The sequence below is a fragment of the Sphingomonas trueperi genome, from assembly GCF_011927635.1.
Classification (GTDB): Bacteria; Pseudomonadota; Alphaproteobacteria; order Sphingomonadales; family Sphingomonadaceae; genus Sphingomonas; species Sphingomonas trueperi.
On the sequence record NZ_JAATJB010000001.1, the window covers coordinates 526,878 to 552,807 of the forward strand.

General features: G+C 68.2%; 25 protein-coding genes. 13 read left to right on the forward strand and 12 right to left on the reverse strand.

The window, feature by feature from the left end; all coding sequences use genetic code 11:
• Nucleotides 1-32 precede the first annotated feature (32 nt).
• The gene (locus tag GGR89_RS02425) at nucleotides 33-764 is read left to right on the forward strand and encodes a hypothetical protein (RefSeq protein ID WP_241213170.1); all 732 of its coding nucleotides are present in this window, start codon (nucleotides 33-35) and stop codon (nucleotides 762-764) included.
• Between the two features lie 14 nt (nucleotides 765-778).
• On the opposite strand, the gene GGR89_RS02430 is transcribed toward GGR89_RS02425, so the two are convergent.
• Nucleotides 779-1,300: a thiamine phosphate synthase gene (locus tag GGR89_RS02430; protein WP_125973174.1), complete on the reverse strand. Its 522-nt coding sequence runs from the start codon at nucleotides 1,298-1,300 to the stop codon at nucleotides 779-781.
• A gap of 22 nt (nucleotides 1,301-1,322) precedes the next feature.
• Here GGR89_RS02430 and GGR89_RS02435 point away from each other — a divergent pair, with 22 nt between their 5' ends.
• Together GGR89_RS02435 and GGR89_RS02440 are read left to right on the forward strand one after the other, a co-directional pair.
• Nucleotides 1,323-1,991, forward strand: a complete 669-nt coding sequence (locus GGR89_RS02435; RefSeq protein ID WP_125973176.1) for a YggS family pyridoxal phosphate-dependent enzyme — start codon at nucleotides 1,323-1,325, stop codon at nucleotides 1,989-1,991.
• A complete protein-coding gene (locus GGR89_RS02440) occupies nucleotides 1,988-2,686 on the forward strand; it encodes an HAD family hydrolase (RefSeq protein WP_125973178.1) in 699 nt (232 codons plus the stop codon). Before GGR89_RS02435 ends, GGR89_RS02440 begins: the two co-directional genes overlap by 4 nt.
• Nucleotides 2,687-2,727: 41 nt before the next feature.
• On the opposite strand, the gene ribA is transcribed toward GGR89_RS02440, so the two are convergent.
• The 4 genes from ribA to GGR89_RS02460 form a co-directional block, all read right to left on the reverse strand.
• Nucleotides 2,728-3,786 carry a GTP cyclohydrolase II gene (ribA, locus tag GGR89_RS02445; RefSeq protein WP_125973180.1) on the reverse strand — a complete coding sequence of 353 codons (1,059 nt, stop codon included), beginning with the start codon at nucleotides 3,784-3,786 and terminating at the stop codon, nucleotides 2,728-2,730.
• Nucleotides 3,783-4,565 (reverse strand): exodeoxyribonuclease III, encoded by a 783-nt coding sequence (locus tag GGR89_RS02450; protein WP_125973182.1) that lies wholly within the window; start codon nucleotides 4,563-4,565, stop codon nucleotides 3,783-3,785. Before GGR89_RS02450 ends, ribA begins: the two co-directional genes overlap by 4 nt.
• Nucleotides 4,566-4,794: 229 nt before the next feature.
• Nucleotides 4,795-5,388, reverse strand: coding sequence for a LolA family protein (locus tag GGR89_RS02455; protein WP_209092082.1), 594 nt, complete (start codon nucleotides 5,386-5,388; stop codon nucleotides 4,795-4,797).
• A 114-nt stretch (nucleotides 5,389-5,502) separates the two neighbouring features.
• Nucleotides 5,503-7,890, reverse strand: a complete 2,388-nt coding sequence (locus GGR89_RS02460; RefSeq protein ID WP_125973187.1) for a DNA translocase FtsK — start codon at nucleotides 7,888-7,890, stop codon at nucleotides 5,503-5,505.
• 304 nt (nucleotides 7,891-8,194) lie between these two features.
• Here GGR89_RS02460 and GGR89_RS02465 point away from each other — a divergent pair, with 304 nt between their 5' ends.
• The 3 genes from GGR89_RS02465 (at nucleotide 8,195) to GGR89_RS02475 (ending at nucleotide 11,906) form a co-directional block, all read left to right on the forward strand.
• Nucleotides 8,195-9,265, forward strand: a complete 1,071-nt coding sequence (locus GGR89_RS02465) for a Gfo/Idh/MocA family protein (RefSeq protein WP_164542616.1) — start codon at nucleotides 8,195-8,197, stop codon at nucleotides 9,263-9,265.
• Nucleotides 9,262-10,608, forward strand: coding sequence for a Gfo/Idh/MocA family protein (locus tag GGR89_RS02470; RefSeq protein ID WP_206434262.1), 1,347 nt, complete (start codon nucleotides 9,262-9,264; stop codon nucleotides 10,606-10,608). The genes GGR89_RS02465 and GGR89_RS02470 overlap by 4 nt, the downstream gene beginning before the upstream one ends.
• Before the next feature lie 80 nt (nucleotides 10,609-10,688).
• The gene (locus GGR89_RS02475) at nucleotides 10,689-11,906 is read left to right on the forward strand and encodes a UbiH/UbiF/VisC/COQ6 family ubiquinone biosynthesis hydroxylase (protein WP_125973191.1); all 1,218 of its coding nucleotides are present in this window, start codon (nucleotides 10,689-10,691) and stop codon (nucleotides 11,904-11,906) included.
• Here GGR89_RS02475 and GGR89_RS22870 read toward each other — a convergent pair.
• Both GGR89_RS22870 and GGR89_RS22875 read right to left on the reverse strand, forming a co-directional pair.
• The gene (locus GGR89_RS22870; RefSeq protein ID WP_425338737.1) at nucleotides 11,896-11,964 is read right to left on the reverse strand and encodes a hypothetical protein; all 69 of its coding nucleotides are present in this window, start codon (nucleotides 11,962-11,964) and stop codon (nucleotides 11,896-11,898) included. The two genes, GGR89_RS02475 and GGR89_RS22870, sit on opposite strands and share 11 nt — an antisense overlap.
• Before the next feature lie 14 nt (nucleotides 11,965-11,978).
• Nucleotides 11,979-12,110 (reverse strand): hypothetical protein, encoded by a 132-nt coding sequence (locus GGR89_RS22875; protein ID WP_425338735.1) that lies wholly within the window; start codon nucleotides 12,108-12,110, stop codon nucleotides 11,979-11,981.
• A gap of 50 nt (nucleotides 12,111-12,160) precedes the next feature.
• Here GGR89_RS22875 and GGR89_RS02485 point away from each other — a divergent pair, with 50 nt between their 5' ends.
• Together GGR89_RS02485 and GGR89_RS02490 are read left to right on the forward strand one after the other, a co-directional pair.
• Complete coding sequence (locus GGR89_RS02485; RefSeq protein ID WP_125973193.1) at nucleotides 12,161-12,406, forward strand: type II toxin-antitoxin system CcdA family antitoxin; 246 nt, start codon at nucleotides 12,161-12,163, stop codon at nucleotides 12,404-12,406.
• Nucleotides 12,406-12,702 (forward strand): CcdB family protein, encoded by a 297-nt coding sequence (locus GGR89_RS02490; RefSeq protein WP_125973195.1) that lies wholly within the window; start codon nucleotides 12,406-12,408, stop codon nucleotides 12,700-12,702. Before GGR89_RS02485 ends, GGR89_RS02490 begins: the two co-directional genes overlap by 1 nt.
• On the opposite strand, the gene tldD is transcribed toward GGR89_RS02490, so the two are convergent.
• Both tldD and GGR89_RS02500 read right to left on the reverse strand, forming a co-directional pair.
• Nucleotides 12,703-14,130 (reverse strand): metalloprotease TldD, encoded by a 1,428-nt coding sequence (gene tldD / locus GGR89_RS02495; protein ID WP_125973197.1) that lies wholly within the window; start codon nucleotides 14,128-14,130, stop codon nucleotides 12,703-12,705.
• Nucleotides 14,131-14,179: 49 nt separating this feature from the next.
• Nucleotides 14,180-14,410: a zinc-finger domain-containing protein gene (locus GGR89_RS02500; RefSeq protein WP_019369149.1), complete on the reverse strand. Its 231-nt coding sequence runs from the start codon at nucleotides 14,408-14,410 to the stop codon at nucleotides 14,180-14,182.
• A 67-nt stretch (nucleotides 14,411-14,477) separates the two neighbouring features.
• Between GGR89_RS02500 and GGR89_RS02505 the strand changes: the two genes are divergently transcribed.
• Nucleotides 14,478-15,395, forward strand: coding sequence for an ABC transporter ATP-binding protein (locus GGR89_RS02505; RefSeq protein ID WP_125973199.1), 918 nt, complete (start codon nucleotides 14,478-14,480; stop codon nucleotides 15,393-15,395).
• Between the two features lie 18 nt (nucleotides 15,396-15,413).
• Here the strand turns inward: GGR89_RS02505 and GGR89_RS02510 are convergent, their stop codons facing one another.
• Both GGR89_RS02510 and GGR89_RS02515 read right to left on the reverse strand, forming a co-directional pair.
• Complete coding sequence (locus GGR89_RS02510; RefSeq protein ID WP_125973201.1) at nucleotides 15,414-15,863, reverse strand: hypothetical protein; 450 nt, start codon at nucleotides 15,861-15,863, stop codon at nucleotides 15,414-15,416.
• Between the two features lie 145 nt (nucleotides 15,864-16,008).
• Entirely contained in the window at nucleotides 16,009-16,902 is an 894-nt protein-coding gene (locus tag GGR89_RS02515; protein WP_125973203.1) for a CE1 family esterase, read from the reverse strand.
• A 93-nt stretch (nucleotides 16,903-16,995) separates the two neighbouring features.
• Here GGR89_RS02515 and nadB point away from each other — a divergent pair, with 93 nt between their 5' ends.
• The 4 genes from nadB (at nucleotide 16,996) to GGR89_RS02535 (ending at nucleotide 24,183) form a co-directional block, all read left to right on the forward strand.
• Complete coding sequence (gene nadB / locus GGR89_RS02520) at nucleotides 16,996-18,600, forward strand: L-aspartate oxidase (RefSeq protein WP_125973205.1); 1,605 nt, start codon at nucleotides 16,996-16,998, stop codon at nucleotides 18,598-18,600.
• A 133-nt stretch (nucleotides 18,601-18,733) separates the two neighbouring features.
• Nucleotides 18,734-19,843, forward strand: coding sequence for a serine hydrolase (locus GGR89_RS02525; protein WP_241217825.1), 1,110 nt, complete (start codon nucleotides 18,734-18,736; stop codon nucleotides 19,841-19,843).
• 78 nt (nucleotides 19,844-19,921) lie between these two features.
• Nucleotides 19,922-22,678: a DNA polymerase I gene (polA, locus tag GGR89_RS02530; RefSeq protein ID WP_125973207.1), complete on the forward strand. Its 2,757-nt coding sequence runs from the start codon at nucleotides 19,922-19,924 to the stop codon at nucleotides 22,676-22,678.
• Nucleotides 22,679-22,734: 56 nt separating this feature from the next.
• Nucleotides 22,735-24,183 (forward strand): lipopolysaccharide biosynthesis protein, encoded by a 1,449-nt coding sequence (locus GGR89_RS02535; RefSeq protein ID WP_164521686.1) that lies wholly within the window; start codon nucleotides 22,735-22,737, stop codon nucleotides 24,181-24,183.
• A 158-nt stretch (nucleotides 24,184-24,341) separates the two neighbouring features.
• On the opposite strand, the gene purH is transcribed toward GGR89_RS02535, so the two are convergent.
• Entirely contained in the window at nucleotides 24,342-25,910 is a 1,569-nt protein-coding gene (purH, locus tag GGR89_RS02540; protein WP_125973212.1) for a bifunctional phosphoribosylaminoimidazolecarboxamide formyltransferase/IMP cyclohydrolase, read from the reverse strand.
• Nucleotides 25,911-25,930: the final 20 nt, after the last annotated feature.

The window sequence follows — 25,930 nt, forward strand, 5'->3', positions numbered from 1 at the left end:
ATGGTAGGGGCAACCATTAGAGAGGTATGCAAATGCGCTTGGTACGTTGGATGTCGGGACTTGGGCTGGGGGCGCTCTGCGCCGCCGGGCTCCTCGTCGCGCCCACGCTCCAGGCACAGGAACGAGACCGCGCATTGAAGGCGGCCGTTCGCCCCGCACCCCTGGCGCTGCAGGGCGCTGGCGGGTTCACTCCCGCATCCGCGGATCCCAAGCTCGCCGCCGTGTTGGCGCGCAGCGGGATGAACGGCGCGGGCTTCCGCTTCACCCCGGCCGAGTCGCGCACCGCTTCGGCGCGCGGCGTCGATGTCGCGGTTCGCGCCAGCACGAATCGTGCGGTGGAGTTTGCGAGCCGTTCCGCGACCGCAAAGCCCGCCTCGGTCAGCCTTGCGCCGATCGCCTATAATCTGGGCGTCGCGGTGGGCTGGCGTCGCTTCGCCGTTTCGGGCGACGTGACCCATATCGACATGGCGAACACCCAGCCGGGCAGCCGCGATCGTTCCGAAGTGGCGCTCAGCTATGCCGGCAAGCGCCTGAGCGGCCGGATCGCCGCGAGCGAGGATCGCCCGTTGGCGGGCACGCCGGTGCTGATCGGCGACAAGCCCAGCTATTCGTTCGATCTGGGCGGTTCCTATGCGGTGTCGCGTCGCCTCGATGTGACCGCGGGCGTGCGCTACAAGAGCGAGCGCGATCGCCTGACGCAGTTCAACGAAGATACGCGTCGCGACAGCCAGTCGATCTATATCGGCACCGCCTTCCACTTCTGATCCTTCGGGCCCGGCTAGCGGGTCCAGCCATCGATCGCCGCCCAGCCATGGATGCCCAGCGGCTTGAGTCGCCTGGCCTTGTGCGTGTCCATGCCGCCGAGGGCGATGACGGGTACGCTGAGGCCGCGGACCAGCAAGCCGAATCGTACGGGGCCTAGTAACGGCGCGCCAGGGTGCGAGCGGGTAGGGAAGACGGGCGAGACCAGCAGCGCATCGGCGCCCGCGCGCATCGCCGCGATGGCCTCGCGGCGCGAATGCACCGGCCAGGTGGTAAGTCCGCGCCCGTGCCGCCCATGGGTGCCCCTCTCGCCGCGCATCGGTTCCGCCCCCGCACGGAGCAGTACGAGCCCCCGCCGCCGGGCGACCTTAGCGATGCGCGCGAACAGCGCGCGCCGCTCGGCGGGCGGCAGTTGATAATGCCGGAAGATCACGCCGCTGCCGCGCGGCAACCGCGCCAGTGCGCCCCACAGCCCGTCGCCGAGCCGCGGGTCGGTCATCAGCCACAGGCGCGGGATTGGGGGGTGGCGGGTCGGCATTCGGGTGCCTATAGCCCGCCCCATGCTTCAAGACGATGCCAGCCAGCGGCTCGCCGCGGTGCAGACCGCGATCGCCCGCGCCGCCAAGATCGCCGGCCGCAAGCCCGCCGACATCACCCTGATCGCGGTTTCCAAGACCCACGACGCCGCGACGATCCAGCCGCTGATCACCGCCGGCCAGCGCGTGTTCGGCGAGAACCGCGTCCAGGAAGCGCAGGGCAAATGGCCGCAGCTGCGCGCGGCGACGCCGGGCATCGAACTCCACCTCGTCGGCCAGCTCCAGTCGAACAAGGCCGACGAAGCCGTCGCGCTGTTCGATGCGATCCACGGCGTCGACCGGCCGTCGTTGGTCACGGCGCTCGCCAAGGCGATGGACAAGGCCGATCGCCGCCCGGCCTGCTTCCTCCAGGTCAATATCGGCGACGAGCCGCAAAAGGGCGGCTGCCCGGTGGCCGAGCTGCCGGCGCTGCTCGCCGAGGCACAGGCGGCCAGCCTGCCGGTCGTCGGGCTGATGTGCGTGCCGCCCGCGGGTCTGGAAGCCGCACCCTATTTCGCGCTGCTCGCCAAGCTGGCGCGCGACCATGGGCTTGGCGGGCTCAGCATGGGCATGTCGAGCGACTACGAGACCGCGGTGACGCTCGGCGCCACCCATATCCGCGTCGGCACGGCGCTGTTCGGAGACCGCGCATGAATGAGATGCGCCGCCTGCCCAGCATGATTCCGGTGCGCTTCGCCGGTATTCTCTTCGACTTCGACGGCGTGCTGCTGGAGAGCGAATATGCCGGCAACAAGCAGATCGCCAAGTATCTGACCAGCATCGGCCACCCGACCACGCCCGAACACTCGATGGCGAACTTCATGGGGCTGGCGGGGGATGATTTCCTTGCCGCGATCGAGCACTGGATCGGCCGCGCGATTCCCGAAGGCTTCCATGAAGCCCGTGCGGAGGAAGATGCCCGCGCCTTGGCGGAGGGGTTGCCGGCGGTGGCCGGTGCGCTGCGCTTCCTGGAGAGCCTGCCCACCGATCTGCCCAAGGCAATTGCGTCGTCTAGCCCGACCCATTGGCTCGACACGCATCTTCGCCATCTGGGGGTGCGCGACCTGTTCGGCGACAAGCTGTTCAGCGGCCGCGAGCATGTCGCCAACGGCAAGCCCGCCCCGGACCTCTACCTTCACGCGGCCGCCGCGCTGGGCGTGCCGATCGCGGAGTGCGTGATCCTGGAGGATTCGCCGGTAGGCGTGAAGGGGGCGGTCGCCTCGGGCGCGACGGTGATCGGGCTGTGCGCGGGTTCGCACTGCGCCGCGGACCATGGCGCGCGGCTCAAGGCGCTGGGCGTGCACCATATCGCGCACGATTTCGACGAGGTCGCGCGGCTGATAGCCTGACGATGTCGCCGAGCTCCTGCTTTCGCAGGAGCACGGGAGGCTCAGAACTCGTGCCCGGTCCGGTCGCGCTTGGTCGCGAGATAACGCGCATTGTGCGGGTTTGCCGGTAGCACGTGCGGCACCCGCTCCAGCACATCGACACCTGCGGCGCGCAGCGTCTCCACCTTCTGGGGATTGTTGGTGAGCAGCCGGATGCGCGGCTGGCCGAGCAGGCTCAGCATCCGCGCCGCCACCCGGAAGTTGCGCGCGTCGATCGCAAAGCCGAGCCGGGTGTTGGCGTCGACCGTGTCGAACCCTTGGTCCTGCAGCGCATAGGCGCGCAGCTTGTTGATCAGGCCGATGCCGCGGCCTTCCTGGCGCAGATAGAGCAGGATGCCCCAGCCGCTCTTGGCAATCTCGGCGATCGCTGCCTTGAGCTGCGGGCCGCAATCGCATTTGAGGCTGCCGAGCATGTCGCCGGTCAGGCATTCGCTGTGGAGCCGCACCAAGGGCGCCTCGCCGTTCGGCTGGCCGATCAGCAGCGCGATATGCTCGCCCGGCATCTCGTCGGTGCGGAAGGCGACGATCTCGGCGTCTTCGGCCGCCTCCACCGGCAGCCGCGCGCGGCCGACGATGCGCAGGCGATCGGCATCCTCATGCGCGTCGATATCGGCAAGGGTGATGGCGTGCTCGGCATCGCCTTCGAGCACGAAGAAGGCCGGCAGCAGCCCCGCGATTCGGGCCAGCCGCAGCGCTGCCGTCGCGGCATCGGTCTGCACCACCGGAATCGCGCGGAACGGGCCCTTGAGCGGCGTCGCGAGGTCGAATTGCGGATCGGCGAGCGCCGTCGCCGCGTCGAAGTCGAGCCACGCCACGCGCTCGACCAGCACCGGCGCATCGGGTGTCGCCGCATCGCGCTGGTTGGCGAGCTTGAGCGTCGCCGCGCGGCCTGCCGAGAGCAGCACCGGCGCGGTGCCGGCGGGATCGAACGACGCCAGCCGCGTGCCATCGCCGGTCTCGATCGCCAGCAGCCTTAGCGTGCCTTCCGTCCCCCGGATGGCGATCGGCCAGCCGCGACGCAGCGCGTCCACGGCTTCGGCGGCGGCGCGGGCGTTGTTCAAAAGTCGAACTCCGTCACGATCGGCACATGGTCCGAGGGCTTGAGCCACGAGCGGCACGGCTCGCATACCTTGTGTGCGACGGCCTTCTCCGCAACCTCGGGGCTGGCCCACATATGGTCGAGTCGGCGCCCGCGATCGGAGGCGGCCCAGTCCTTCGCCCGGTAGCTCCACCAGCTGTAATAGCGCGCCGGCGCCGGGATGAACTTGCGGCCGAGGTCGACCCAGCCATGCGCCGCCTGCAGCCGGCCCAGCGCTTCGACCTCGATCGGCGTATGGCTGACCACGTCGAGCAGCTGCTTGTGGCTCCACACGTCCGATTCGAGCGGGGCGATGTTGAAGTCGCCGGTGAGGATCGTCGGCACCGACAGCGCCTCGGACCATTCGGTCATCCGCTGGACGAAATCGAGCTTCTGGCCGAATTTGGGGTTCACTGCCCGATCGGGCACGTCGCCGCCGGCGGGGACATAGACATTCTCGAGTCGCACGCCATTGGGCAGCCGCACGCCGACGTGCCGCGCTTCCTGGTTGGCCTGCCAGTCGAGCCGGTCGTCCTCGACCAGCGGCACGCGGGAGACGATCGCGACGCCGTGGTGCATCCGCTGGCCGTGCTTGATGACGTGGCCATAGCCGAGCGCATGGAACGGCGCCTCGGGAAAATCGCCGTCGATCACCTTGGTCTCCTGGAGACACAATATGTCGGGGGCTTCCTCGCGCAGAAACTGCTCGACGATGGCGATGCGGAAGCGGACGGAGTTGATGTTCCAGGAGGCGATCTTCACGCGCGCCGATGTAGCGATTCTTCGCGCCAGCGCCAGACCAGCCGGAAAAGGAAAGGCCCCCGCTCCGGGGGCAATGGAGCGAGGGCCGACCTAGCGTTCGTCACGCAGGCGGGAAGGGGTACCAGGCCCAGGCAACAGGGGGAAAAATCCCGGGCAAAAACCCCATCCGCGCTACGCTCTTAGACCGGCGAACCTGTCGCTTGGATGAACGATTGCACGGAAAACGAAATTAGTGCGTGCGGCCCTGCGGTCGCGGATCGGTCCAGCGGAAGCTCGAATCAGCGACGGGCACGTTGAAGCGCTGGTTGCTCAGCCGGATCGTGGTGCGGTTGTTCTGCGCGTCGAGCGCGACCCAGCCCTGGAGCTTGAGACCCGCGGGCGCTGCCGCATCCTTCTGGAAGACGAGGGTGATCCGGCCATATTCGGGATGCTTGTTGTCGTGCACCTCGACCGAGACGACGCGCGGATCGGCGGTGGGCTTCACCGTCGCATAGCCGCTGATGTCGCGATTCGGATCGAGCAGCACGCGGAGCGGCGAGTTGCCGATCGGCCAGCGCTGCACCTGCCGCACCTGGTAGTCGATGAAATAAAGGCTGCTGCCGTCCGCGACGATCAGCTGCGGGATGCCCTTTTCATATTGGAAGCGGATCTTGCCGGGGCGCTTGAGCGTCATCGTGCCGGCGACGACACGACCGTTGCGGTCTTCCTGGGTGAAGTCCGCGGTCATGCTGGTGACCGCCTTGAGATGCTGCTGGACCTGGGCGAACTCGGGCGCCGGCGCGGCCGCGACGAGCAGCGGCGCGGCGAGCAAGGACAGGGCCAAGGGACGGGAAAACACGGGGATAGTCTCCGAATTGCTGGTCGCCCGGGTAGCGGGCGGGGCTTGAACGGGCTGTGAACCCGGTACCGCCCCGATTCGATCCCGTTACGGCTTGCCTTAGAGCGGCCGACCGTCGGTATCCATCAGCACCTCGCGGCGGCCGACATGGTCCGGCTTGGAGACGAAATTCTCGCGCTCCATGCGCTCGATCAGCCGTGCCGCCGAGTTGTAGCCGACGCGGAGCTGGCGCTGCAGCCACGAGGTCGAAGCCTTCTGGCTTTCCGCCACCAGCTGCACCGCGCGGCGATAGGTCTGCTCCTCGGGGCTGTCCTCGCCGTCGGGCGCGCCTTCCAGGGTGAAGCCGCCGTCCTCGGGCTCCTCGGTGACCGCCGAGATGTAATCCGGCGCGCCCTGCGATCGCCAGAAATCGGTGACCGCCTGGACCTCGTCGTCGCTGACGAAGGGCCCGTGGACGCGGGTGATGCCCTTGCCGCCGGACATGTAGAGCATGTCGCCCTTGCCCAGCAGCTGCTCGGCGCCCTGCTCGCCGAGGATGGTACGCGAATCGATCTTCGAGGTGACGTGGAAGCTGATTCGGGTCGGCAGGTTCGCCTTGATCACGCCGGTGATGACGTCGACCGACGGGCGCTGCGTCGCCATGATCAGGTGGATGCCCGCGGCGCGTGCCTTCTGCGCCAGCCGCTGGATCAGGAATTCGACTTCCTTGCCCGCGGTCATCATCAGGTCGGCCAGCTCGTCGACGATGACGACGATCAGCGGCAGCACCTGCAGGTCGAGCGTCTCTTCCTCGTAGATCGGCTTGCCGGTCTCCGGATCATAGCCGACCTGCACCTTGCGGCCGAGCGTCTGGCCCTTGGCCTTGGCGGTGCGCACCTTGTCGTTGTAGCTCGCCAGGCTGCGGACGTTGACCGAGGCCATCATCCGGTAGCGATCCTCCATCTGCTCCACCGCCCATTTGAGCGCGCGGACCGCCTTGGGCGGATCGGTCACCACATCGGCGAGGAGGTGAGGGATGTCCTTGTACATGCTGAGTTCCAGCATCTTCGGATCGATCATGATCAGCCGGCACTGCTCGGGCGTGAGCCGGTAGAGCAGCGACAGGATCATGCAGTTGAGCCCCACCGACTTGCCCGAGCCGGTGGTACCGGCAACGAGCAGATGCGGCATCGGCGCCAGATCGGCGATCACCGGCTCGCCGGCGATGTTCTTGCCGAGCACCACCGGCAGGGTGGCGCCCTGTTCCTCGAACTGCTGACTGCCGATCAGCTCGTGCAGGCTCACGCTCTCACGCGTCGCATTGGGCAGCTCGATGCCCATCACGGTGCGGCCGGGGATGGTGGCGACACGGGCGGAAATCGCGCTCATGTTGCGGGCGATATCGTCGGCCAGCTGGATGACCCGGCTGGCCTTGATGCCGCTCGCCGGCTCCAGCTCGTACATGGTGACGACCGGCCCGGGGCGGACCTCGACGATCTCGCCCTTCACGTGGAAGTCCTCGAGCACGCTTTCGAGCAGCCGGGCGTTGCGCTCCAGCGCGGCCTTGTCGACCGTCGCGGTGCGGTTGGCCGGCGGCGGGGTGAGCAGGTCGAGCGGGGGCAGCTGGTAGCTGTCCTTGAAGTCGAGCGCGGCCTGCACCGGCGGCTTGGCGCGGGCAGGCGCCGTGGAGACGGTGCGATCGGCGATCACCGGGCCGGGGCGATTGTCCGGCACCACGACGCGGCGCGGTTCGGCGGCGCGGGGCGGGTCGCGATCGAAGGGCAGGTCGTCGTCCTCGTCCGGACCTTCGTCGAACACCAGCGCGGTCTGCGGCCGGGCGCGGAAGCCGGTGCCCTCCGGGACCGCGACGATCCGCTCCTCACCGCTGGAGCGGGTGAAGCGCGGCAGGCGGAACAGGCGCAGGGGCGAGGTAAACTCCAGCCGTATCCACCACAGCCACAGCCCGCCGAGCAGCAGCAGCAAACCGATGCCGCGGCCGACCCAGAAGGACACCGCCGGATCGCCGGCGAGCCCGATCAGCCAGTCGATGCCGCCGGCGATCGACAGCCCGATCAGCCCGCCCATGCCGGCGGGCAGGCGCCAGTCGAGCGGCAGCGACCAATCGAAATGGAGCAGCCCCAGCCCGATCGCGGCGAGCGCGGCGGCGGCGAGCGCGCTGCCGATCATCCGGCGCGGGTGCTCGATCGGGCGGTCGATCATCATCCGGTGGGCGGCAAGCAGGCCGACGGGGGCGAGCAGCAGCACCGGCAGGCCGACCAGCGTGTAGAGGATGTCTGCGATCCACGCGCCAACCGGGCCCAGCCAGTTGCGTGCTGGGCCGCCGGCGGCGGTGTTCAGCGCCGGATCGGAGGCGTGATAGCTCAGCAGCGCCAGCACGAGCGCGACCGTCAGCACGAACAGCGCCGTGCCCGCCAGGACGAATCCGCCGCGACGGACGCCCGCCTTCATCGTGTCGCGCCAATGCGGCGCCTCTGCGCGGGACGCCATCGCCCAGCCTCCGGATCTGTAAGGAAAAACGTTGCGGAATCATCGCGCCTGCGGACTCCGGCGTCAAGGCGCGGCGCTGTACGGCACGCGTACCATCGCATCCGGGACTCGACTCGTCGAACATTTTGCAGCGCAGCAAGTTCATCCCTGCTATGCCGTTAACGAACCGCGCATCGGAATCGGTGCGCCTGTGGAACGTATCCGCGGTGGCTGCTTTTGGTGGAAACCGCGAGCATTATCAGCAACGGAGCCGGGATTCCCTGGCTACCGGCACGACGCGGCAAGGACCTTGGGGGATTCAGTGGTGGATACACGTTGGGCGATATTCGGCACCGGCGGGATTTCGGCGAAGTTCGTCTCCGGGCTTCGCCATGCCAAGGGCGCCAAGCCGCAGCTGGTGGTGTCGCGCAGCGCGGAATCGGGCCGGCGTTTCGCCCAGGCTTTCGGCATTCCCGAGGTGGCCGAGGGCTATGACAGCGTTACCGCGGCGTCGCCCTTCGATGTGGCCTATATCGCCACGCCGCCCTCCGAACATGCGCGGCACGCGATCGCCTGCATCGAGGCGGGCAAGGCGGTGCTGATCGAGAAGCCGTTCGCGTCCTCGGTGGCGGAGGCGCGGCGGATCGCCGACGCGGCGCGCGCGCAGGGCGTGTTCTGCATGGAAGCGATGTGGACGCGCTTCAATCCCGCCGCCCGCCGCCTGCGCGACCTGATCCGCGACGGCGCGATCGGCGAGGTGCGCCAGGCGCATGGCGCCTTCTGCTTCACCAACAAACCCGATGCCGCGAATACCAGCTTCGATCCGCAGCGCGGCGGCGGGGCGCTCGCCCAGCTCGGCGTCTATCCGATCTCGCTGCTCCACTGGCTGTTCGGCGCGCCCGAGGGCGTGGAGGCGTTCGGCCGGATCGGCGACACCGGCGTCGAGGAAGACGCGGCGATCAGCCTGCGCTTCGCCGGCGGGGCGGTGGCGACGGTCAACACCAGCCTGCGCGCGCTCGGCGACAACGGCCTTCGGATCGGCGGGACGCATGGCAGCATCGCGTTCGAGGGCCCGATCTTCCGTCCCTATGGCGTGCGGGTCCAGCGGATGGCACCGCGGCGAAAGGGGAGCGACACCGGGCTCGGCCGCAAGGCGTTGCTCCGCGAGCAGGGGCTGCCGCAGAAGCTGTCGCAGTGGCACGGCCTGCTGACGCGCTCCGGCAAGGTCGACCGGCAGTTGTTCGCCGGCAACGGCTATCACTATCAGGTCGAGGAAGTCGGCCGCTGCCTCGCCGCGGGGCTCCAGGAGAGCCCCGAGATGACGTTGGCGGACAGCATCGCGGTGATGGAAACCATGGATACAGTGCGCGAACGGATCGGGGGACAGGGCAAATGAAGATGCAGGGTGAAAGCACGGGCAAGACGGGCGTGGCCATCATCGGCTGCGGCTATGTGTTCGACCATTACATGACCACCGCCTGGGCGCACCCCGAGATCGACGTGCGCGGCGTGTACGACATCGATCTGGCCCGCTCGGCCAAGGTCTCGGACTATTACGGCTTCTCGGTCTATCCCGATCTCCAGGCGATCCTCGACGATCCCGAAGTGACCCTGGTGCTCAACCTCACCAGCATCGAGGCCCATTTCGAGCTGACCCGGGCGCTGCTCGAAGGCGGCAAGAACGTCTATTCGGAAAAGCCGCTCACCACCGACCTCGAAGAAGCGCGCACGCTGTTCCGCATCGCCGAAGAGCGCGGGCTGGTGCTGTCGAGCGCGCCGTGCAACTTCCTCAGCGACAGCGTGCAGACGATGTGGAAGGCCGTGCGCGACGGCGCGATCGGCAAGCCGCTGCTGATCTATGCCGAGTTCGACGACAACCCCATCTACCTGATGAAGCCCGAGACCTGGCGCAGCCGCACCGGCGCGCCCTGGCCCTATATCCACGAATATGAGATGGGCTGCACCTTCGAGCATGTCGGCTACCATCTGGTGTGGATGCTGGCGATGTTCGGCCCGGTGCGCTCGGTCACCGCCTTCTCGAAGGTAGTGGTGCCGCACAAGACCGACCAGCCGATGCACCCGGCGGACACGCCCGACTTTTCGGTCGCGACGCTCGATTTTGTCAGCGGCGTCACCGCGCGCGTCACCTGCAGCATCGCGGCGCCGGCCGACCACCGCATGCGCGTGATCGGCGACGAGGGCGAGCTGAGCACCGACACCTATCGGCATTACCAGTCGCCGGTGTTCCTCGAGCGCTTCTCGCAGCTCAGCCTCAACGCCCGCAAGGCGCGCAGCCTTCGCCTCCAGCCGCTGTTCGGCCGCGGCTTCGGCGTGGGCGGACGGGTGCTGCCCTTCGTGCGCCACTGGAAATCGTTCGCGACGATGCGCGCCAACGCCGCGGGCAAGACCTCATTCTTCAAGAAGCTGGTCGCCGGCGCCAAGCGCCGCGAGGTGGGCGCGCAGGACAAGATGCTCGGCGTGGCCGAGACCGCGCGCGCGCTGCGGATGGGCGAGCCGTGCCCGATCCCGCCCGATTTCATCCTCCATGTGACCGAGCTGACGCTGGCGATCCAGGGCGCAGGCACGATGGGCGGTGCCGTCGCGCTGACCACGAGCTTCGTGCCCTTCGAGCCGATGGCTTCGACCAAGGCCGATCCGCGCAACTATCGCGACAGCTATTCGCCCGGCTTCCTTGCCAAGCGGATGGACGGGATGATCGAGCGGCTGCACCAGCATTGAGGTCGCGCAGGTGCAGGGGTTTGCCGCCCCTGCACCTGTTGACGGCTGGCAGGCGCGTGCGAACCTGCTAGGGCAGGCGCATGGACCAGGCGGACATTCTCATCCTCGGCGGCGGGCTGGTCGGCAGCGCGCTCGCAACGGCGCTCGATGCGCATGGCATCAGCTCGATCGTGATCGATCCGGCAAACCCGGAAACCATCCTTGCCGCGACCTTCGACGGCCGCGCCTCCGCTATCGCGAGCGCGCCGATGCGGATGTTCGAGGCGATCGGCGTTGCCGGACGGCTGGCGGGGAAGGGGTGCCCGATCGAAGGCATCCGCGTCTCCGACGGGCTGGCGCCGGGCAAGCTCGATTTCGCGCCGGAGGACGATGACGGCGCGCTCGGCCATATGTTCGAAAACCGCGTGCTGCGCACCGCGCTCTACGAGGCGGCGCAGGCCGCGCCGTTGGCGGACGTGCGGATGCAGACCCGCGCGGTCTCGGTCGAGCGCGGGGCCCACGGCGTGGTCGCGACGCTCGATTCGGGCGCGACGGTGCGCGCGCAGCTGCTGATCGCGGCGGAGGGGCGCAACTCGCCGACCCGCGATTCGGCCGGCTTCAAGGTCGCGCGCTGGACCTACAACCACGCCGCGATGATCGCGACGCTGGGCCACGAGCGCAGCCACGAAAACATCGCCTACGAGATCTTCTATCCCCAGGGCCCGTTCGCGATCCTGCCGCTGCTCGACGACGCAAACGGCCATCGCTCGGCGGTGGTGTGGACGGTGCACGCCCGCGACGCGGCGGCAATGCACAAGATTTCCGATCGCGCCTATCTGGCCGAGGCGGAGAAGAAGATGGGCGGGTTCCTCGGCAAGCTGGGGCCGCTGTCGTCGCGCTCTTCCTACCCGCTCGGCTTCCACCACGCCGCCTGGATCACCGCCGAGCGGCTGGCGCTGGTCGGCGACGCGGCGCACGGCATCCATCCGATCGCGGGGCAGGGCGTCAATGTCGGCTTCCGCGACGTGGCGACCTTGGTCGAGGTGCTGGTCGACGGCAAAAGGCTCGGGCTCGATATGGGCGATCCCGAGCTGCTCGCGCGCTACCAGCGCTGGCGCGGGCTCGACACCTTCATGGTGGCGCTGGCGACCGACGGGCTCACCCGGCTGTTCGGCATCCCCGGCGCGATGCCCAATGCCGTGCGGCGCTTCGGCCTGTCGGCGGTGGATCGGATCCCGCCGCTCAAGTCCTGGTTCATGGGCGAGGCGCGCGGCGAGAGCGGCGACGTGCCCAAGCTGCTCCAGGGGATTACGGCGTAGCGCCACCCGCAGCGTCGACGATGGTGCGCGCGGCGGCGAGATCCTCGTCGTCGACCATCACGCGTACCGGGATCAGCAGATAGCTGCCGTCGGCAATGTTGACCCTGCGTCGAACACGAAGCTGGGGATGTCCTCATCTTCCAGCCGGCCCTGGACGATAAAGGCTTCCTGCCGGTTGAACCGGCCGAGTTCGACGAGCGCCATGCCGGCCTCCGATGATTGACGCGCATGGGGCATGCGCATAGCTTATCCGCATGAAGCACGATCCGATCGCATCCGGCAAGCGCAAGGCGGTGAACCTGTCGCTCGATACGGGCGTGGTGGCTGCAGGGCGTGAAGTGGGCCTCAATCTCTCCCAGGTCTGCGAAGCCGCTATACGCGCGGCCGCCAAGGCAGAGCGTGACCGGCGTTGGGCGGAGGAAAATCGCGAATGGGCGGAAGCCCATAATCGCTGGGTCGAAGAGAACGGATTGCCGCTCGAGCGCTATCGTCTGTTCTAATGGCGCAGTTCGACGTGCATCGGCTGGCAGCCGGCGGCTTGGTGATCGACTGTCAGGCCGATGATCTCGCAACGATCGGTACGCGCTTCGTCATCCCGCTCGCGAAGCCCGGCGAAAGCGCCCCGACGACGCCGCGCCTTCACCCGCAATTCGACATCAACGGCGAGACGTGGGTCCTGATGACGGAATTCGCCGCCGCGATCCGCACTGCGGAACTCCGCGAGCGGGTCGGATCGCTGGCCGAGGAGCGTTTCCGTATCCTCGGCGCGATCGACGTGCTTACCGGCAGCGGCTGATCACGCCGCCGTCCCGCCCACCGTCAGCCCTTCCACCAGCAGCGTCGGCTGGCCGACGCCCGCAGGCACCGACTGCCCGCCCTTGCCGCACATGCCGATGCCCTCGTCGAGCGCGAAGTCGTTGCCGATGCCGGTCACGCGGTGGAGCACGGTCGGCCCGTCGCCGATCAGCGTCGCGCCCTTGATCGGGGCGCCCAGCTTGCCGTTCTCGATCAGATAGGCCTCGGTGCAGGAGAAGACGAACTTGCCTGACACGATGTCGACCTGCCCGCCGCCGAAGCTCTTGGCGTAGATGCCCTTCTTCACGCGCGCGAGCAGCTCGGCGGGATCGTCCTTGCCGCCCTTCATGAAGGTATTGGTCATCCGCGGCATTGGCGCGTGCTGGAACGACTCACGACGCCCGTTGCCGGTCGGCTCGACCCCCATCAGCCGGGCGTTCAAGCGGTCCTGCATATAACCCTTGAGGATGCCGTCCTCGATCAGCACCGTCTCGCGCGTCGGCGTGCCTTCGTCGTCGATCGAGAGCGAGCCGCGGCGATCGTGGAGCGAGCCGTCGTCGACCACGGTCACGCCCGGCGCCGCGACGCGCTCGCCGATCCGGCCGGAAAAGGCGCTGGTGCCCTTGCGGTTGAAGTCGCCCTCGAGGCCATGGCCCACCGCCTCGTGGAGCAGCACGCCCGGCCAGCCGGGGCCGCACAGCACGGTCATGTCGCCGGCCGGGGCCGCGACGGCGTCGAGATTGACCAGCGCCTGGGCCAGCGCCTCGTCGATCGCGCGGTTCCAGGTCTCGGGCTGGAACAGCCGGTCATAGACCATGCGCCCGCCGGTGCCGAAGCTGCCCGTCTCGCGCCTTCCGTTCTGCTCGACCACCACCGAGACGTTGAGCCGCACCAGCGGTCGCACATCGGTGGCGACGAAGCCGTCGGCGCGCACCACTTCCACGACGCTCCACTGGCCGGTGAGGCTGACCGACACCTGCTTCACCCGCGGATCGCGCGCGCGGGCGGCGGCGTCGATCGTCTGGCACAAATTCACCTTGTCGGCGAAGGGCACCAGGTCGAGCGGATCGGCATCGGTGTAGAGGTGGCGGTTGTTGCCCTGCGGCGGCGGCGCCTTGCCCTGCTTGGCCGGATCGATCAGCGCCATCGTCTCGGCGGCGCGGCGGATCGCGGCGGCGCTGATCTCGTTGGCATGGGCGAAGGCCGTCGTCTCGCCCGAGACCGCGCGCAGGCCAAAGCCCGACTGCGTGTCATAGGCGGCGGTCTTCAGCCGGCCGTCGTCGAAGCCGAACGCCTCGGACTTGCGATATTGCAGATAGAGCTCGCCATCCTCGGCCTGGCCCAGCGCATAGGCGGTCAGGCGAATGGCGGCATCGGGATCGAGCCCGTCGCGATAGAGGAAAGCGCGGGGATCGGTGGGAATGCTCATCCTACCGATATAGGAGGCGCGTGCGCAGAGTCACGCGCTCCCGCGACGATCAGATGCTGGCGCCTGCCGGATGGTCGGGCAGCTGGCTCTGGTCGGCGCCGTCGGCGGGGCCGCCGATCAGCACGAAGCGGCGGTCGCAATAGCCGCAATCGACATAGCCGGACTCGTCGATCTGCAGATAGACGCGCGGATGGCCGAGCGCGGCGGGCAGGCCGGGGCCGGTGCCGTCGCAGGCAACGCGGGCGTGGGCGGTACGGATGACTTCGGGCGGGGCGATCATGTCCCGCGCCTTAGCAAAGCGCGCGGGGGCTCGCAATCGGATGCGCAGGGTCTTAAAGCTGCCGGCCATGACCCAGGCTGCGATCGCGATCGACACTCTCTGCAAGACCTATTCCGGCGGCAAGCGCGCGCTGGACGGGGTGAGCTTCGAGGTGCCGCGCGGGCAGATCTTCGGGCTGCTCGGCCCCAACGGCGCGGGCAAGTCGACGCTGATCAACATCCTGGCGGGGCTGGTCAACAAGACCGACGGCAGGGTGTCGATCTGGGGCTTCGACATCGATGCGCACCCCCGCAACGCCAAGGCGAGCATCGGCATCGTCAACCAGGAGATCCTGTTCGATCCCTTCTTCACGCCCAAGGAGACGCTGGAGATCCAGGCGGGGCTGTACGGCGTGACCAAGGACAGGTTCGATGCGATGGCGCTGCTCCGCGCGGTGCATCTGGAAGACAAGGCCAACGCCTATTCGCGGACGCTTTCGGGCGGCATGAAGCGGCGGCTGATGGTCGCCAAGGCGATGGTCCATTCGCCACCGATCATCGTGCTCGACGAGCCGACCGCCGGCGTTGACGTGGAACTGCGCCAGCAGCTCTGGGCCTATGTGAAGCAGCTCAACCAGCGCGGCGTGACCGTGGTGCTGACGACGCACTATCTCGAAGAGGCCGAGGAGCTGTGCGATCGCATCGCGATCATCAACCACGGCCAGCTGATCGCCAACAAGCCCACGCGCGAGCTGGTCGGCATGGCGCAGGAAAAGGTGGTCGAGGTGACGGTGGACCGCGACATCGCGGCGGCACCCGACAATGCCTGCTTCCAGAAGGTGGAGCTGAAGGGCGAGCGGGTGCTGGTGATCACCTATCGCAAGGACCAGGCGAACGCCGGCGAAGTGCTGGGCGCGGTGCAGGCGGCGGGGCTGGGGATCGTCGACGTCTCGACGCGCGAGGCGGACCTCGAGGATGTGTTCCTGAACCTGACGCGGGCGGCGTAGGGGGAACGAATTGCCGCGTTACCTTGACCGGTCCCGCTTCTGATACGGCCGCAGACGTCTAATTTTTCGAGCCGCTCCGTGCCACAGGCGCGTTTCAAAGCTTCGTAACTCCGCCGCAGCCTCTGTACCGCCAGCGTTGGCCGCATGGTGTAGCCACCTGCGATAGTTCAACATGTCGTTGCGATTGAAGCTGCTCACGGCGGCGTTCGCCGCAGCTCTGGCGTTCCCGCTTGCCCAAGCTCGCCGATACAGGCCGGCAGGGCTGAACGGGTCTGCGGCCTTGCCGAATGCGCCCAGGTCGTCGCCCTCGGCAAGCAAGTCAGCTATTTCTATCATGGCATCTGGATAATGGCGCAAGGCAAGATGCCAAACTATCGGCCGCCACACCCCGATCTTTCGTTCATGACGGATTCTAAGGGCTTTTTCGAAGAGGCGGTCGAAGCGCGCGCGGTCAGATGGAGTGGTCACGAAGCCACCTTGGCATTTGGTCCGAACGCGCACAACGCAACCGATGTCAGGAGGGCGCTGCCAGTTTCCCCACCATCGGCGGTTGCTTAGAGCCATCCGCCCGCGACGAGGTTGGGCTCGGCGTCCCGTTTAATATCAGACCTGCTCACCGCCGGTGCTTCGCGAAGAAGCTCCACATCGCCTCATTGTCCGCTACCCAAACATGGCCCGCGCCCTGCTTCACCCGGCCGGCCGCGTCCGCGCCGCCCGAGCAGCGGCTGAATCGTTCCTCCTTCACGTCGGTCGAAACTTCGCGCTCCACCGGCCCAACTCGGCACCCGTTCAGGTCCGCCCAGCGGACCAGCGCGGTGTGCATCGTGTACTGCCAATAGCCCGCGCCGCCGCCCTGCACGGGGTTGGTGGTGTCGGCATCGCCGGCGAAGGCCAGCACCGGGATCGGCCGCGATGGCGTGCAGGTCGCCGGATCGGGGACGCGGGGCAGGTCCTTGCGCGGATTGCCGGCGCGCAGGCCCACCACCGGGGCGATCGCGGCGAAGCGGTCGGCCGCGACGCAGCCGAGCCAGGAGGTCATCCGCCCGCCGCCCGAATAGCCCGTGGCGTAGATGCGCGCGCGATCCACGCAGCCCTTGGTCGCCAGCTGGTCGATCGCGGTCTGCACGAAGGCGACGTCGTCGGCATCGTCGGGGCCGGGGATCTTGCCGGTCACCGTCGGCACGCCCGGGATGTTCCACACGAAACCGCCTTCCGCCGGAATGCCGCCATCGGGCGCGGCGAGGAGGAAGCCGTGGCGGTCCGCGGTCGCCTCCAGCTTCGATTGGTCGAGGATGTCGCGGCCCTTGCCGGTGCTGCCGTGGAACACGAACACCAAAGGCAGCCGGGCGGCGCTGCGACCGGCAGGCACATGCACCAGCATCGAGCGCCCGGTGCCTTCGATCGCCACCGGCACCGTCGTCCCCGCTGGCCCAAGCCGACACGTCGCCGCCTGCGCCGAGCCGCTGCCGAACAGCGCCGCCACTCCGATCCACCAGCCTAACCGCATGCATCTCTCCTCTTCGCTAACCCCTATGGTCCAAGGGTAGGGATTGCGGAACCCGCCCCATGCGGGCTTAAAGCGCCGCAAAGGAGTGCCTCTTTGTCCGACACCACCCACGAAAGCGATGTCCTGGTCCTCGGTTCCGGCGCGGCGGGGCTTACCACCGCGCTCCATCTGGCGGACAGGTTCAAGGTGACGGTGCTGGCCAAGGGCGGCTTTGCCGAGGGCTCGACCGCCTGGGCGCAGGGCGGCATCGCCGCGGTGCTGGAAGACGGCGACACCTTCGAGAGCCATATCGAGGACACGATGGTCGCCGGCGCCGGCCTCAACGATCGCGCGACGGTGGAGATGGTGGTCGAGAATGCGCCCGCCGCGATCGAGCGGCTGGTCCAGCTCGGGGTGCCGTTCAATACCGAGGGCAATGCGCTGCACCTCACCCGCGAGGGCGGCCACAGCCATCGCCGCATCGCGCATGTCGACGACGCGACCGGCCTCGCCGTGCAGACCGCTTTGCTCCGCGCCGCGCAGGCGCATCCGAACATCACGCTCGTGCCCGACATGGTGGTGATCGACCTCGCCACCAGCCGGCACGAACTCCGCTATTCGGGCGCGGGCAATGTCTGGGGCGTCTATGCCTTCAACCGCGCGACCAACCGGGTCGAGCTGTTCACCGCCCGGGCGACCGTGCTGGCGACGGGCGGGGCGGGGCGCACCTATCTCTTCTCCACCGCCCCGCGCGGCGCGACCGGGGACGGCATTGCGATGGCGTGGCGCGCGGGCTGCCGCATCTCGAACATGGAGATGATGCAGTTCCATCCGACCTGCCTGTACAATCTCGACGTCAAGAACTTCCTGATCACCGAGGCGGTGCGCGGCGAGGGCGGCCACCTGCTGCTGCCCCCCGATGCCGGCGAGGAAGCGGGGCACCGCTTCATGCCCGATTTCGACGCGCGGCTGGAGCTGGCGCCGCGCGACATCGTGGCGCGGGCGATCGACCATGAGATCAAGCGGCTCGGCCTCGACTATGTCCATCTCGACATCAGCCATATGGGCGCGGACTTCGTCCAGCACCATTTCCCGACCATCTACCACCGCCTGCTCGACCTCGACATCGACATGACGAAGGAGCCCATCCCGGTGGTCCCCGCCCAGCATTACACCTGCGGCGGCGTGGTGATCGATCGCGACGGGCGGACCGACCTGCCGGGCCTCTATGCCGCGGGCGAGGTCAGCCAGTCGGGGCTGCACGGCGCCAATCGCCTGGCGTCCAACTCGCTGCTCGAATGCTTCGTGTTCGGCGAGGCGGTGGCGAATCACATCAGTGCGCATTGGGGCGAGCTCGCGCCGCCGCCGGCGATCCGGCCCTGGGACGAGAGCCGCGTGACCGATTCCGACGAGGAAGTCGTCATCAAGCAGAACTGGACCGAGATTCGCCGCTTCATGTGGAACTATGTCGGCATCGTCCGCACCACCAAGCGGCTGGAGCGCGCCGCGCACCGCATCAAGCTGCTGCGCGAGGAAGTCGCCGACTATTACGGCCATTTTCGCGTCACCCCCGACCTGATTGAGCTGCGCAACCTGCTGGAAAGCGCTGATCTGATCGTCCGCTCGGCGCTCCACCGCAAGGAGAGCCGGGGCCTGCACTATACGCTCGACTATCCGGAGACGCTGGCGGAGGCGGTGGACACGGTGCTGGTGCCTTGATTGCGATTCCGGGAGGTCCACGCCTCGTCGCTCCTCCGACTCGCTTCGTCGCATTGCGGGAATCCCGCGCTTTGCCGCCCTTAGGGGCCGTCACATGATGGAGGTGGGCAAGAGGTTGGTTGCGGTGCGTAAGATCCGGTTTTCGAAAGTCGAGCGTGCGCTGACCGTTGCGGGGCTTGGCCCTGCGATGCTGCTGGGCTGCGCCGTCCACGAACACCCCGAACTCGCCGCCTATCTGCCTGCGCCCAATTACGGCGTGCTGATGCCGATCCCGCGTGCCCAGGCCGCGCCCCGCCCCGAAGTGCCGCCGCCCCCGGGCCTGGTGAATCGTCTCTCGGACATCGCGCATGATTTCGACGGCGTCGTCGGCATCGCGGTGACCAGCGTCGATCGCAACTGGACCGCCTCGCAGGGCGGCGCGCGCAAGCTGCCGCAGCAGAGCGTCTCCAAGCTGTGGGTGGCGATGACCGTGCTCGACCAGGTCGACCAGGGCCGCATCCGGCTGAACGACCCGCTCGTCATCACCCGCGCCGATTTCACCCTGTTCCACCAGCCCGTCGCGTCGCTGGTGAAGGGCGATCAGGGCTATCAGAGCACCGTGGGCGAGATCCTGCGGCGCGCGCTGACGATGAGCGACAATACCTGCAACGACAAGCTGCTGCGTCTTGTCGGCGGGCCGCCGGCGGTGCGATCGTTCATCGCGCGCAATGCGCTCGGCTCGATCCGCTTCGGGCCGGGCGAGAAACTGCTCCAGCTCGGCACCTCGGGGCTGCCCGCCTGGAAGCCCGAATATTCGATGGGCAACAGCTTCTCCGTCGCCCGCGCCCAGCTGCCCCGCGCGACGCGCGTCGCCGCCTTCCAGCGCTACGTCGCCGATCCGCCCGACGGCGCGGCGCCGCTCGCCATCGCGGGCGCGCTCGCGCGGCTGAAGCGCGGCGAGCTGCTTTCGCCCGTCTCCACCCAGTGGCTGATCGCGACCATGCAGGCCTCGCACACCGGCAAGTACCGCCTGCGCGGCGCGCTGCCGCCGGGCTGGCAGCTCGCCCACAAGACCGGCACCGGGCAGGACCTGTTTGGGCGCACCGCGGGCTATAACGACGTCGCGCTGCTTACCGCGCCCGACGGTCGTTCCTATGCGCTGGCGGTGATGATCGGCGACACGCCGCGGCCGATCAACGAGCGCCAGCTGCTGATGCAGGGCGTGGTGCGCGCGGTCGTCGCCGAGCATCAGCTGGGCGCCTGAAACAGAGCCTAAAACTGGGGCCTAAAACAGAGGCATCGGCGGGATGACGGCGGCGCACCGCGCTGCTATCTCCCGCCCATGCCCCATCTCTATCTCGTCGACGGCTCCAGCTACATCTTCCGCGCCTATCACCGGCTGCCGCCGCTGACCAACAAGCATGGCGAGCCGGTGGGGGCGGTGTACGGCTACACCAGCATGCTGTGGAAGCTCGCCGACGAGCTCCACAAGGCCGATGGGCCCACCCATATGGCGGTGATTCTCGACAAGTCCGAGCATACCTTCCGCAACGAGCTCTACGACCAGTACAAGGCGCACCGCCCGCCGGCGCCGGAAGATCTGGTCCCGCAGTTTCCAATGATCCGCGACGCGACGCGCGCCTTCAGCCTGCCCTGCATCGAGGAGCTGGGCTGGGAGGCCGACGACCTGATCGCCAGCTACACCAAGGCGGCGCTGGCGCAGGGCTGGCAGGTGACGATCGTCAGCTCCGACAAGGACCTGATGCAGCTGATGACGGACCCTTCCGTCGACATGCTCGACACGATGAACAATCGGCGGATGGGGCCCGACGACACGCGCGAAAAGTTCGGCGTCGGCCCGGAGAAGCTCGGCGAAGTGCTCGCGCTGATGGGCGACAGCGTCGACAACGTCCCCGGCGTGCCGGGCGTCGGCCCCAAGACCGCCGCCAAGCTGATCCTCGAACATGGCGATCTCGAATCGGTGCTCGCCGCAGCACCGGGCATGAAGAAGGGCAAGCTGCGCGACAATCTGATCGAGCATGCCGACCTCGCCCGGCTGAGCCACAAGCTTGTCACGCTTGCCTGCGACGTGCCGCTGCCCGAGCCGCTGGAGGCGCTGGAGCTGCAGGGCATCCCCGATGCACCGCTCCGCGCGTTCCTCGAGCATCACGGCTTCAAGACCTTGCTCTCGCGCCTGTCCTCGGTCGCCGATGCGCCGGTGGAGGTGCACGCGGCGCCGGGCGTCGAGGAAGACCCGCCCTGCAACCATGACGGCTACGAGACCGTGACCGACATGGACGCGCTCGATCGCTGGATCACCGCCGCGCGCCACCAGGGCTGGGTGGCGATCGATACCGAGACGAGCGGGCTCGATGCGACCCAGGCTGATCTGGTCGGGGTCAGCATGGCGCTGGCGCCCAACCTCGCCTGCTATGTCCCGCTCGGCCATGGCGGGACGGACATGTTCGCCGAAAAGCCGGTGCAGCTCGACCGCGCCGAGGCGATCGCCCGGCTCAAGCCGCTGCTGGAGGACCCCGCCGTCCTCAAGATCGGCCATAACCTCAAGTACGACATGATCGTGCTCGGCCGCGCCGGCATCCGCGTCGCGCCCTATGACGATACGATCGTGATGAGCTTCGATCTCGATGCCGGGCTGCACGGCCACGGCATGGACGAGCTCGCCGCCACCCATCTCGCGCACAGCTGCATCGCCTATAAGGACGTCGTCGGCACGGGGAAGAGCCAGCTCAGCTTCGGCCAGGTCGATCTCAAGGCCGCGACCCGCTACGCCGCCGAGGATGCCGACGTCACGCTGCGGCTGTGGCGCCGATTGAAGCCCCGGCTCGCCTATGAGAGCGTGACCCGGGTCTATGAGAGCGTCGATCGCCCGCTCGTCGCGGTGCTCGCCGAGATGGAAAGCACCGGCATCAAGGTCGATGCCGGGGTGTTGTCGAAACTCTCCTCCGATTTCGCGCAGCAGATCGCCGCGCTGGAGGAAGAGATTCACGTCATCGCGGGCTTCAAGTTCACCATCGGCAGCCCCAAGCAGCTGGGCGACGTGCTGTTCGACAAGATGGGGATCAAGGGTGGCCGCAAGGGCAAGTCGGGCGTCTATTCGACAGATGTCAACGAGCTGGAGCGCATCGCCGCCGACAAGGATTCTCCCGGCCGCGAGATGGTGCTGAAGGTGCTCGACTGGCGCCAGCTCTCCAAGCTCAAATCGACCTATACCGATGCGCTGCAGGCGCAGATCAACCCGCATACCGGCCGCGTCCACACCAGCTACAGCCTGACCGGCGCGCAGACCGGGCGGCTCTCCTCGACCGATCCCAACCTGCAGAACATTCCGGTGCGCACCGAGACCGGCCGCCAGATTCGCGACGCGTTCGTGGCGGAGCCGGGCAACGTCATCCTCTCGGCCGACTATTCGCAGATCGAGCTGCGGCTGGCTGCGCACATCGCCGACGTGCCGGCGCTGCGCACCGCCTTTGCGAACGGGGACGACATCCACAGCCTGACCGCGATGGAGCTGTTCGGCGAGGTGAACCGCGACACCCGCGGCCGCGCCAAGACGATCAACTTCGCGATCCTGTACGGCATCTCACGCTGGGGCCTCGCGGGCCGGCTCGACGTGACGCCGGACGAGGCGCAGGCGATGATCAACCGCTATTTCGAGCGCTTCCCGGGCATCAACCGCTACATCGCCGACACGCTACGCGAGGCGAAGGAGCGCGGCTACACCACCACCTTGTTCGGCCGGAAGACGCACTTCCCGCGGCTCAAGGCCTCCAACCCCAACGAGCGCGCGGGCAGCGAGCGCGCCGCGATCAACGCGCCGATCCAGGGCACCAGCGCCGACATCATCAAGCGCGCGATGGCGCGGATGGTCCCGGCACTGCGCGAGGCAGGGCTCACCCAAGTCCGCATGCTCCTCCAGGTGCACGACGAACTGGTGTTCGAGCTGCCCGAGGGCGATGTCGAGGCCGCGCGGCCGATCATCGAGCGGGTGATGGCCACCGCTGCCGAACCTGCGATCCAGCTCACCGTGCCGCTGGGCGTGGAGATCGGCGTCGGCCCCAGCTGGGGCGCCGCGCATTGAGCCAGGGGGACGCGTCCAGGGATATCAACGCGCTCGCCAAGGGCGGGCGCACCAACATGCTCGGCTTCATCATCCGGCTGGTCGCCCGGCTGCCGTTCCTGTTCATCGCCGGGCGCTCCTATGGCCCGGAGATCGTCGGGCGGTACGCCATCGCGGTGCTGGTCATCGAGTTCGTCGCGCTGGTGGCGACGCTCGGCCTCAAGCGCGGGCTGGCGCAGGCGCTCTCGAGCACCGACCGCCCGCACACCCATGTCGTATGGGACGCGATGGTCGTTGCCTTTGTCGCGGCGTTGATCGCGAGCGGCGTGATGATCCTGTTCCCACAGGCGCTGTTCCCCAACAGCCCGGTGATGGGGCTCGAGCGGTTCCTGCCGGTGGTGGTGATTGCGATCGCGCTGTCCGACGTGTCGCTGTCCGCGCTTGCCTATCGCCACAATATCGGCGCCTCGGTGACCGCGCGCGCGATCATCGAGCCCTGGACGATCAGCATCGCCGCCTGGGTATTCTCCTTCGTCTCGGCGCGCGACGGGCTGCTGATGGCCTATGTGCTGTCGATGAGCGCGGCGCTGGTTGCCTCGATCGTGCCGTTCGTGCGCGAATATGGCCTGCCGGTGGGCTGGCGGCCGCGGCTGGCGGAGATCTGGGGACTGGCGCGGCGCAACGCGCCGCTGGCGGGGGCCGACGCCATCGAATGGGCGACGCGCAACGTCGATCGCTTCATCCTGGGGCTGCTGTTCGCGCCGTCGGTGGTCGGCATCTACTACATGGCGCAGCAGGTCGCCTCGGTGCCGCAGCGGCTGAAATCGAGCTTCGACCCGATCCTGGGGCCGGTGATCACCCAGAGCCTCGCCGCGGGCGACCGGCCGGCGGTGGCGCGGCAGGTGCGCCAGGTGGGCTTCTGGATCCTCTGCGCGCAGGCGGGGCTTGCGGTAATGTTCTCGATTCCCGCCGAGGGGATTATGGGGCTGCTCGGCCGCGAGTTCGTGATCGGCTCGGCGGTGCTGTGCATCCTGCTGTTCTCGGAAGTGCTCGCCTCGCCCGGCGCGGTGTGCGAGACGGCGTTGGTATATATTGCCAGGCATACCAATTTGGCGATCTCGATCGGCGTTTTGATGCTGCAGATCGCCTTGAGCTTCGTGCTGATCTTCGTGGCGCGGGGACAGGGCTGGTCGGTGCCGGTGCAATCGGCCGCGCCGGCGGTAGCGCTGGCGCTCTCGCTGACGATCGGCTCGGTGGCCAAGGGCCTGCTGCTCCAGGCCAAGCTCGGCGCGCCGGTGGTAAGCATCCGCCCCAGCTTCTTTGCGGCGATGGCAATCGCGGGGCTGGTCGGCGCCGCCTTCACCTCGCTCCCGCACCGCTTTGAATGGGCGGAGATGAGCCTCGGCATGCCGGCGATGCTGCTCACCTTCCTGTTCGTGATCATCCGCTTCGGCTTCGGCCCGGAAGACCGCGCGCTGTTCCGCAAGGTGCCAGCGGCGGAGGCGATGGCCGGCGAGGCGGCGTAAGCGTTTCCTGCCTCGGCGAAGCAGGCGGCGGGAATCCATTCGCCCGAACGTCTGGGGAAAGGACCGCCGCCCCAGCGCCAATGGCCCCCCCGCCTTCGTGGGGGTGACGGGTAGGTGTCGCAACGCCGCGCCCCCATCGGAGGCGCGGCGCGTGCGCCTCAGTGCCGGAAGTGGCGCATGCCGGTGAACACCATCGCCAGCCCGGCTTCGTCGGCTGCGGCGATGACTTCGTCGTCGCGGATCGACCCGCCCGGCTGGATCACCGCGGTCGCGCCCGCTTCCACCGCCGCCAGCAGGCCGTCGGCGAAGGGGAAGAAGGCGTCCGACGCCACGGCCGAGCCGATCGTGCGCGGGGTTGCCCAGCCGGCTTTGTCGGCGGCGTCCTTGGCCTTCCAAGCGGCGATGCGGGCGCTTTCCAGCCGGTTCATCTGGCCGGCGCCGATGCCTGCGGTGCTGCCGTCCTTGGCATAGACGATCGCGTTCGACTTCACGTGCTTGGCCACCGTCCAGGCGAACAGGCAGTCGGCCAGTTCCTGCTCGGTCGGCTGGCGCTGGGTGACGACCTTGAGCTGGTCGCGCGTAACGATGCCGTTGTCGCGAGACTGGGCCAGCATGCCCCCGGCGATCGACTTGAGCATCAGGCCGCCGCGTGCCGGATCGGGCAGTTCCCCGGTCAGCAGCAGGCGCAGGTTCTTCTTGGCGGCGAAGATCGCGCGTGCTTCGTCGTCGGCGTCGGGCGCGCAGACCACTTCGGTGAAGATGCCGCTGATCGCCTCCGCCGTGGCGCGATCGAGGGGGCGGTTCACGGCGATGATGCCGCCGAACGCCGAGACGGTGTCGCAGGCGAACGCCGCCGCATAGGCTTCGGCCAGCGTCGCGCCGCTCGCCACGCCGCAGGGGTTGGCGTGCTTGACGATCACCACGGTCGGCGGGCCGTCGCGGAATTCGCTGACCAGCTCGAGCGCGGCGTCGGCGTCGTTGTAATTGTTGTAGCTCAGTTCCTTGCCCTGGAGCTGCCGCGCCTGGGCAATCCCGTCGCCGACGACGCGCTGGGGCACGTACAGGGCCGCCGACTGATGCGGGTTCTCACCATAGCGCAGATCGGCCTGCTTCACGAGCGCGAGCGGCAGCGTTTCGGGCAGAGTCTCGCCCTGGTCGACCGTCGCGAACCAGCGCGCGATGCCCGCATCGTACGCCGCGGTGGCGGCATAGGCCTTGGCGGCGAACTTGCGGCGCTGATCGAGCGTGGTCGTGCCGCCCATCACCAGCGCGTAATCGGCCGGATCGGTGACGATGGCCACCGACTCATGATTCTTCGCGGCCGAGCGCACCATCGACGGGCCGCCGATATCGATATTCTCGATGATCTCGTCGCGATCCGCGCCCTTGGCGACGGTCTGGGCGAAGGGGTAGAGGTTGACCACGACGAGGTCGATCGGCGCGATGTCATGCTCGGCCATCGAGGCCTGGTGCTCGGGATTGTTGCGAACCGAGAGCAGGCCGCCATGCACCTTGGGGTGCAGCGTCTTCACCCGGCCGTCCATCATTTCCGGGAAGCCGGTCAGGTCCGAGATGTCGCGGACCGTGAGGCCTGCGTTACGCAGGGCGGTAGCGGTGCCGCCGGTCGAGACGAGCTCGACGCCCTGGGCAGCCAGAGCCTGGCCGAGTTCGACGATCCCGGTCTTGTCGGAGACCGAGAGGAGCGCGCGGGTGATCTTGATGTCCATGGCCCGCCCCTCTCCTCAAT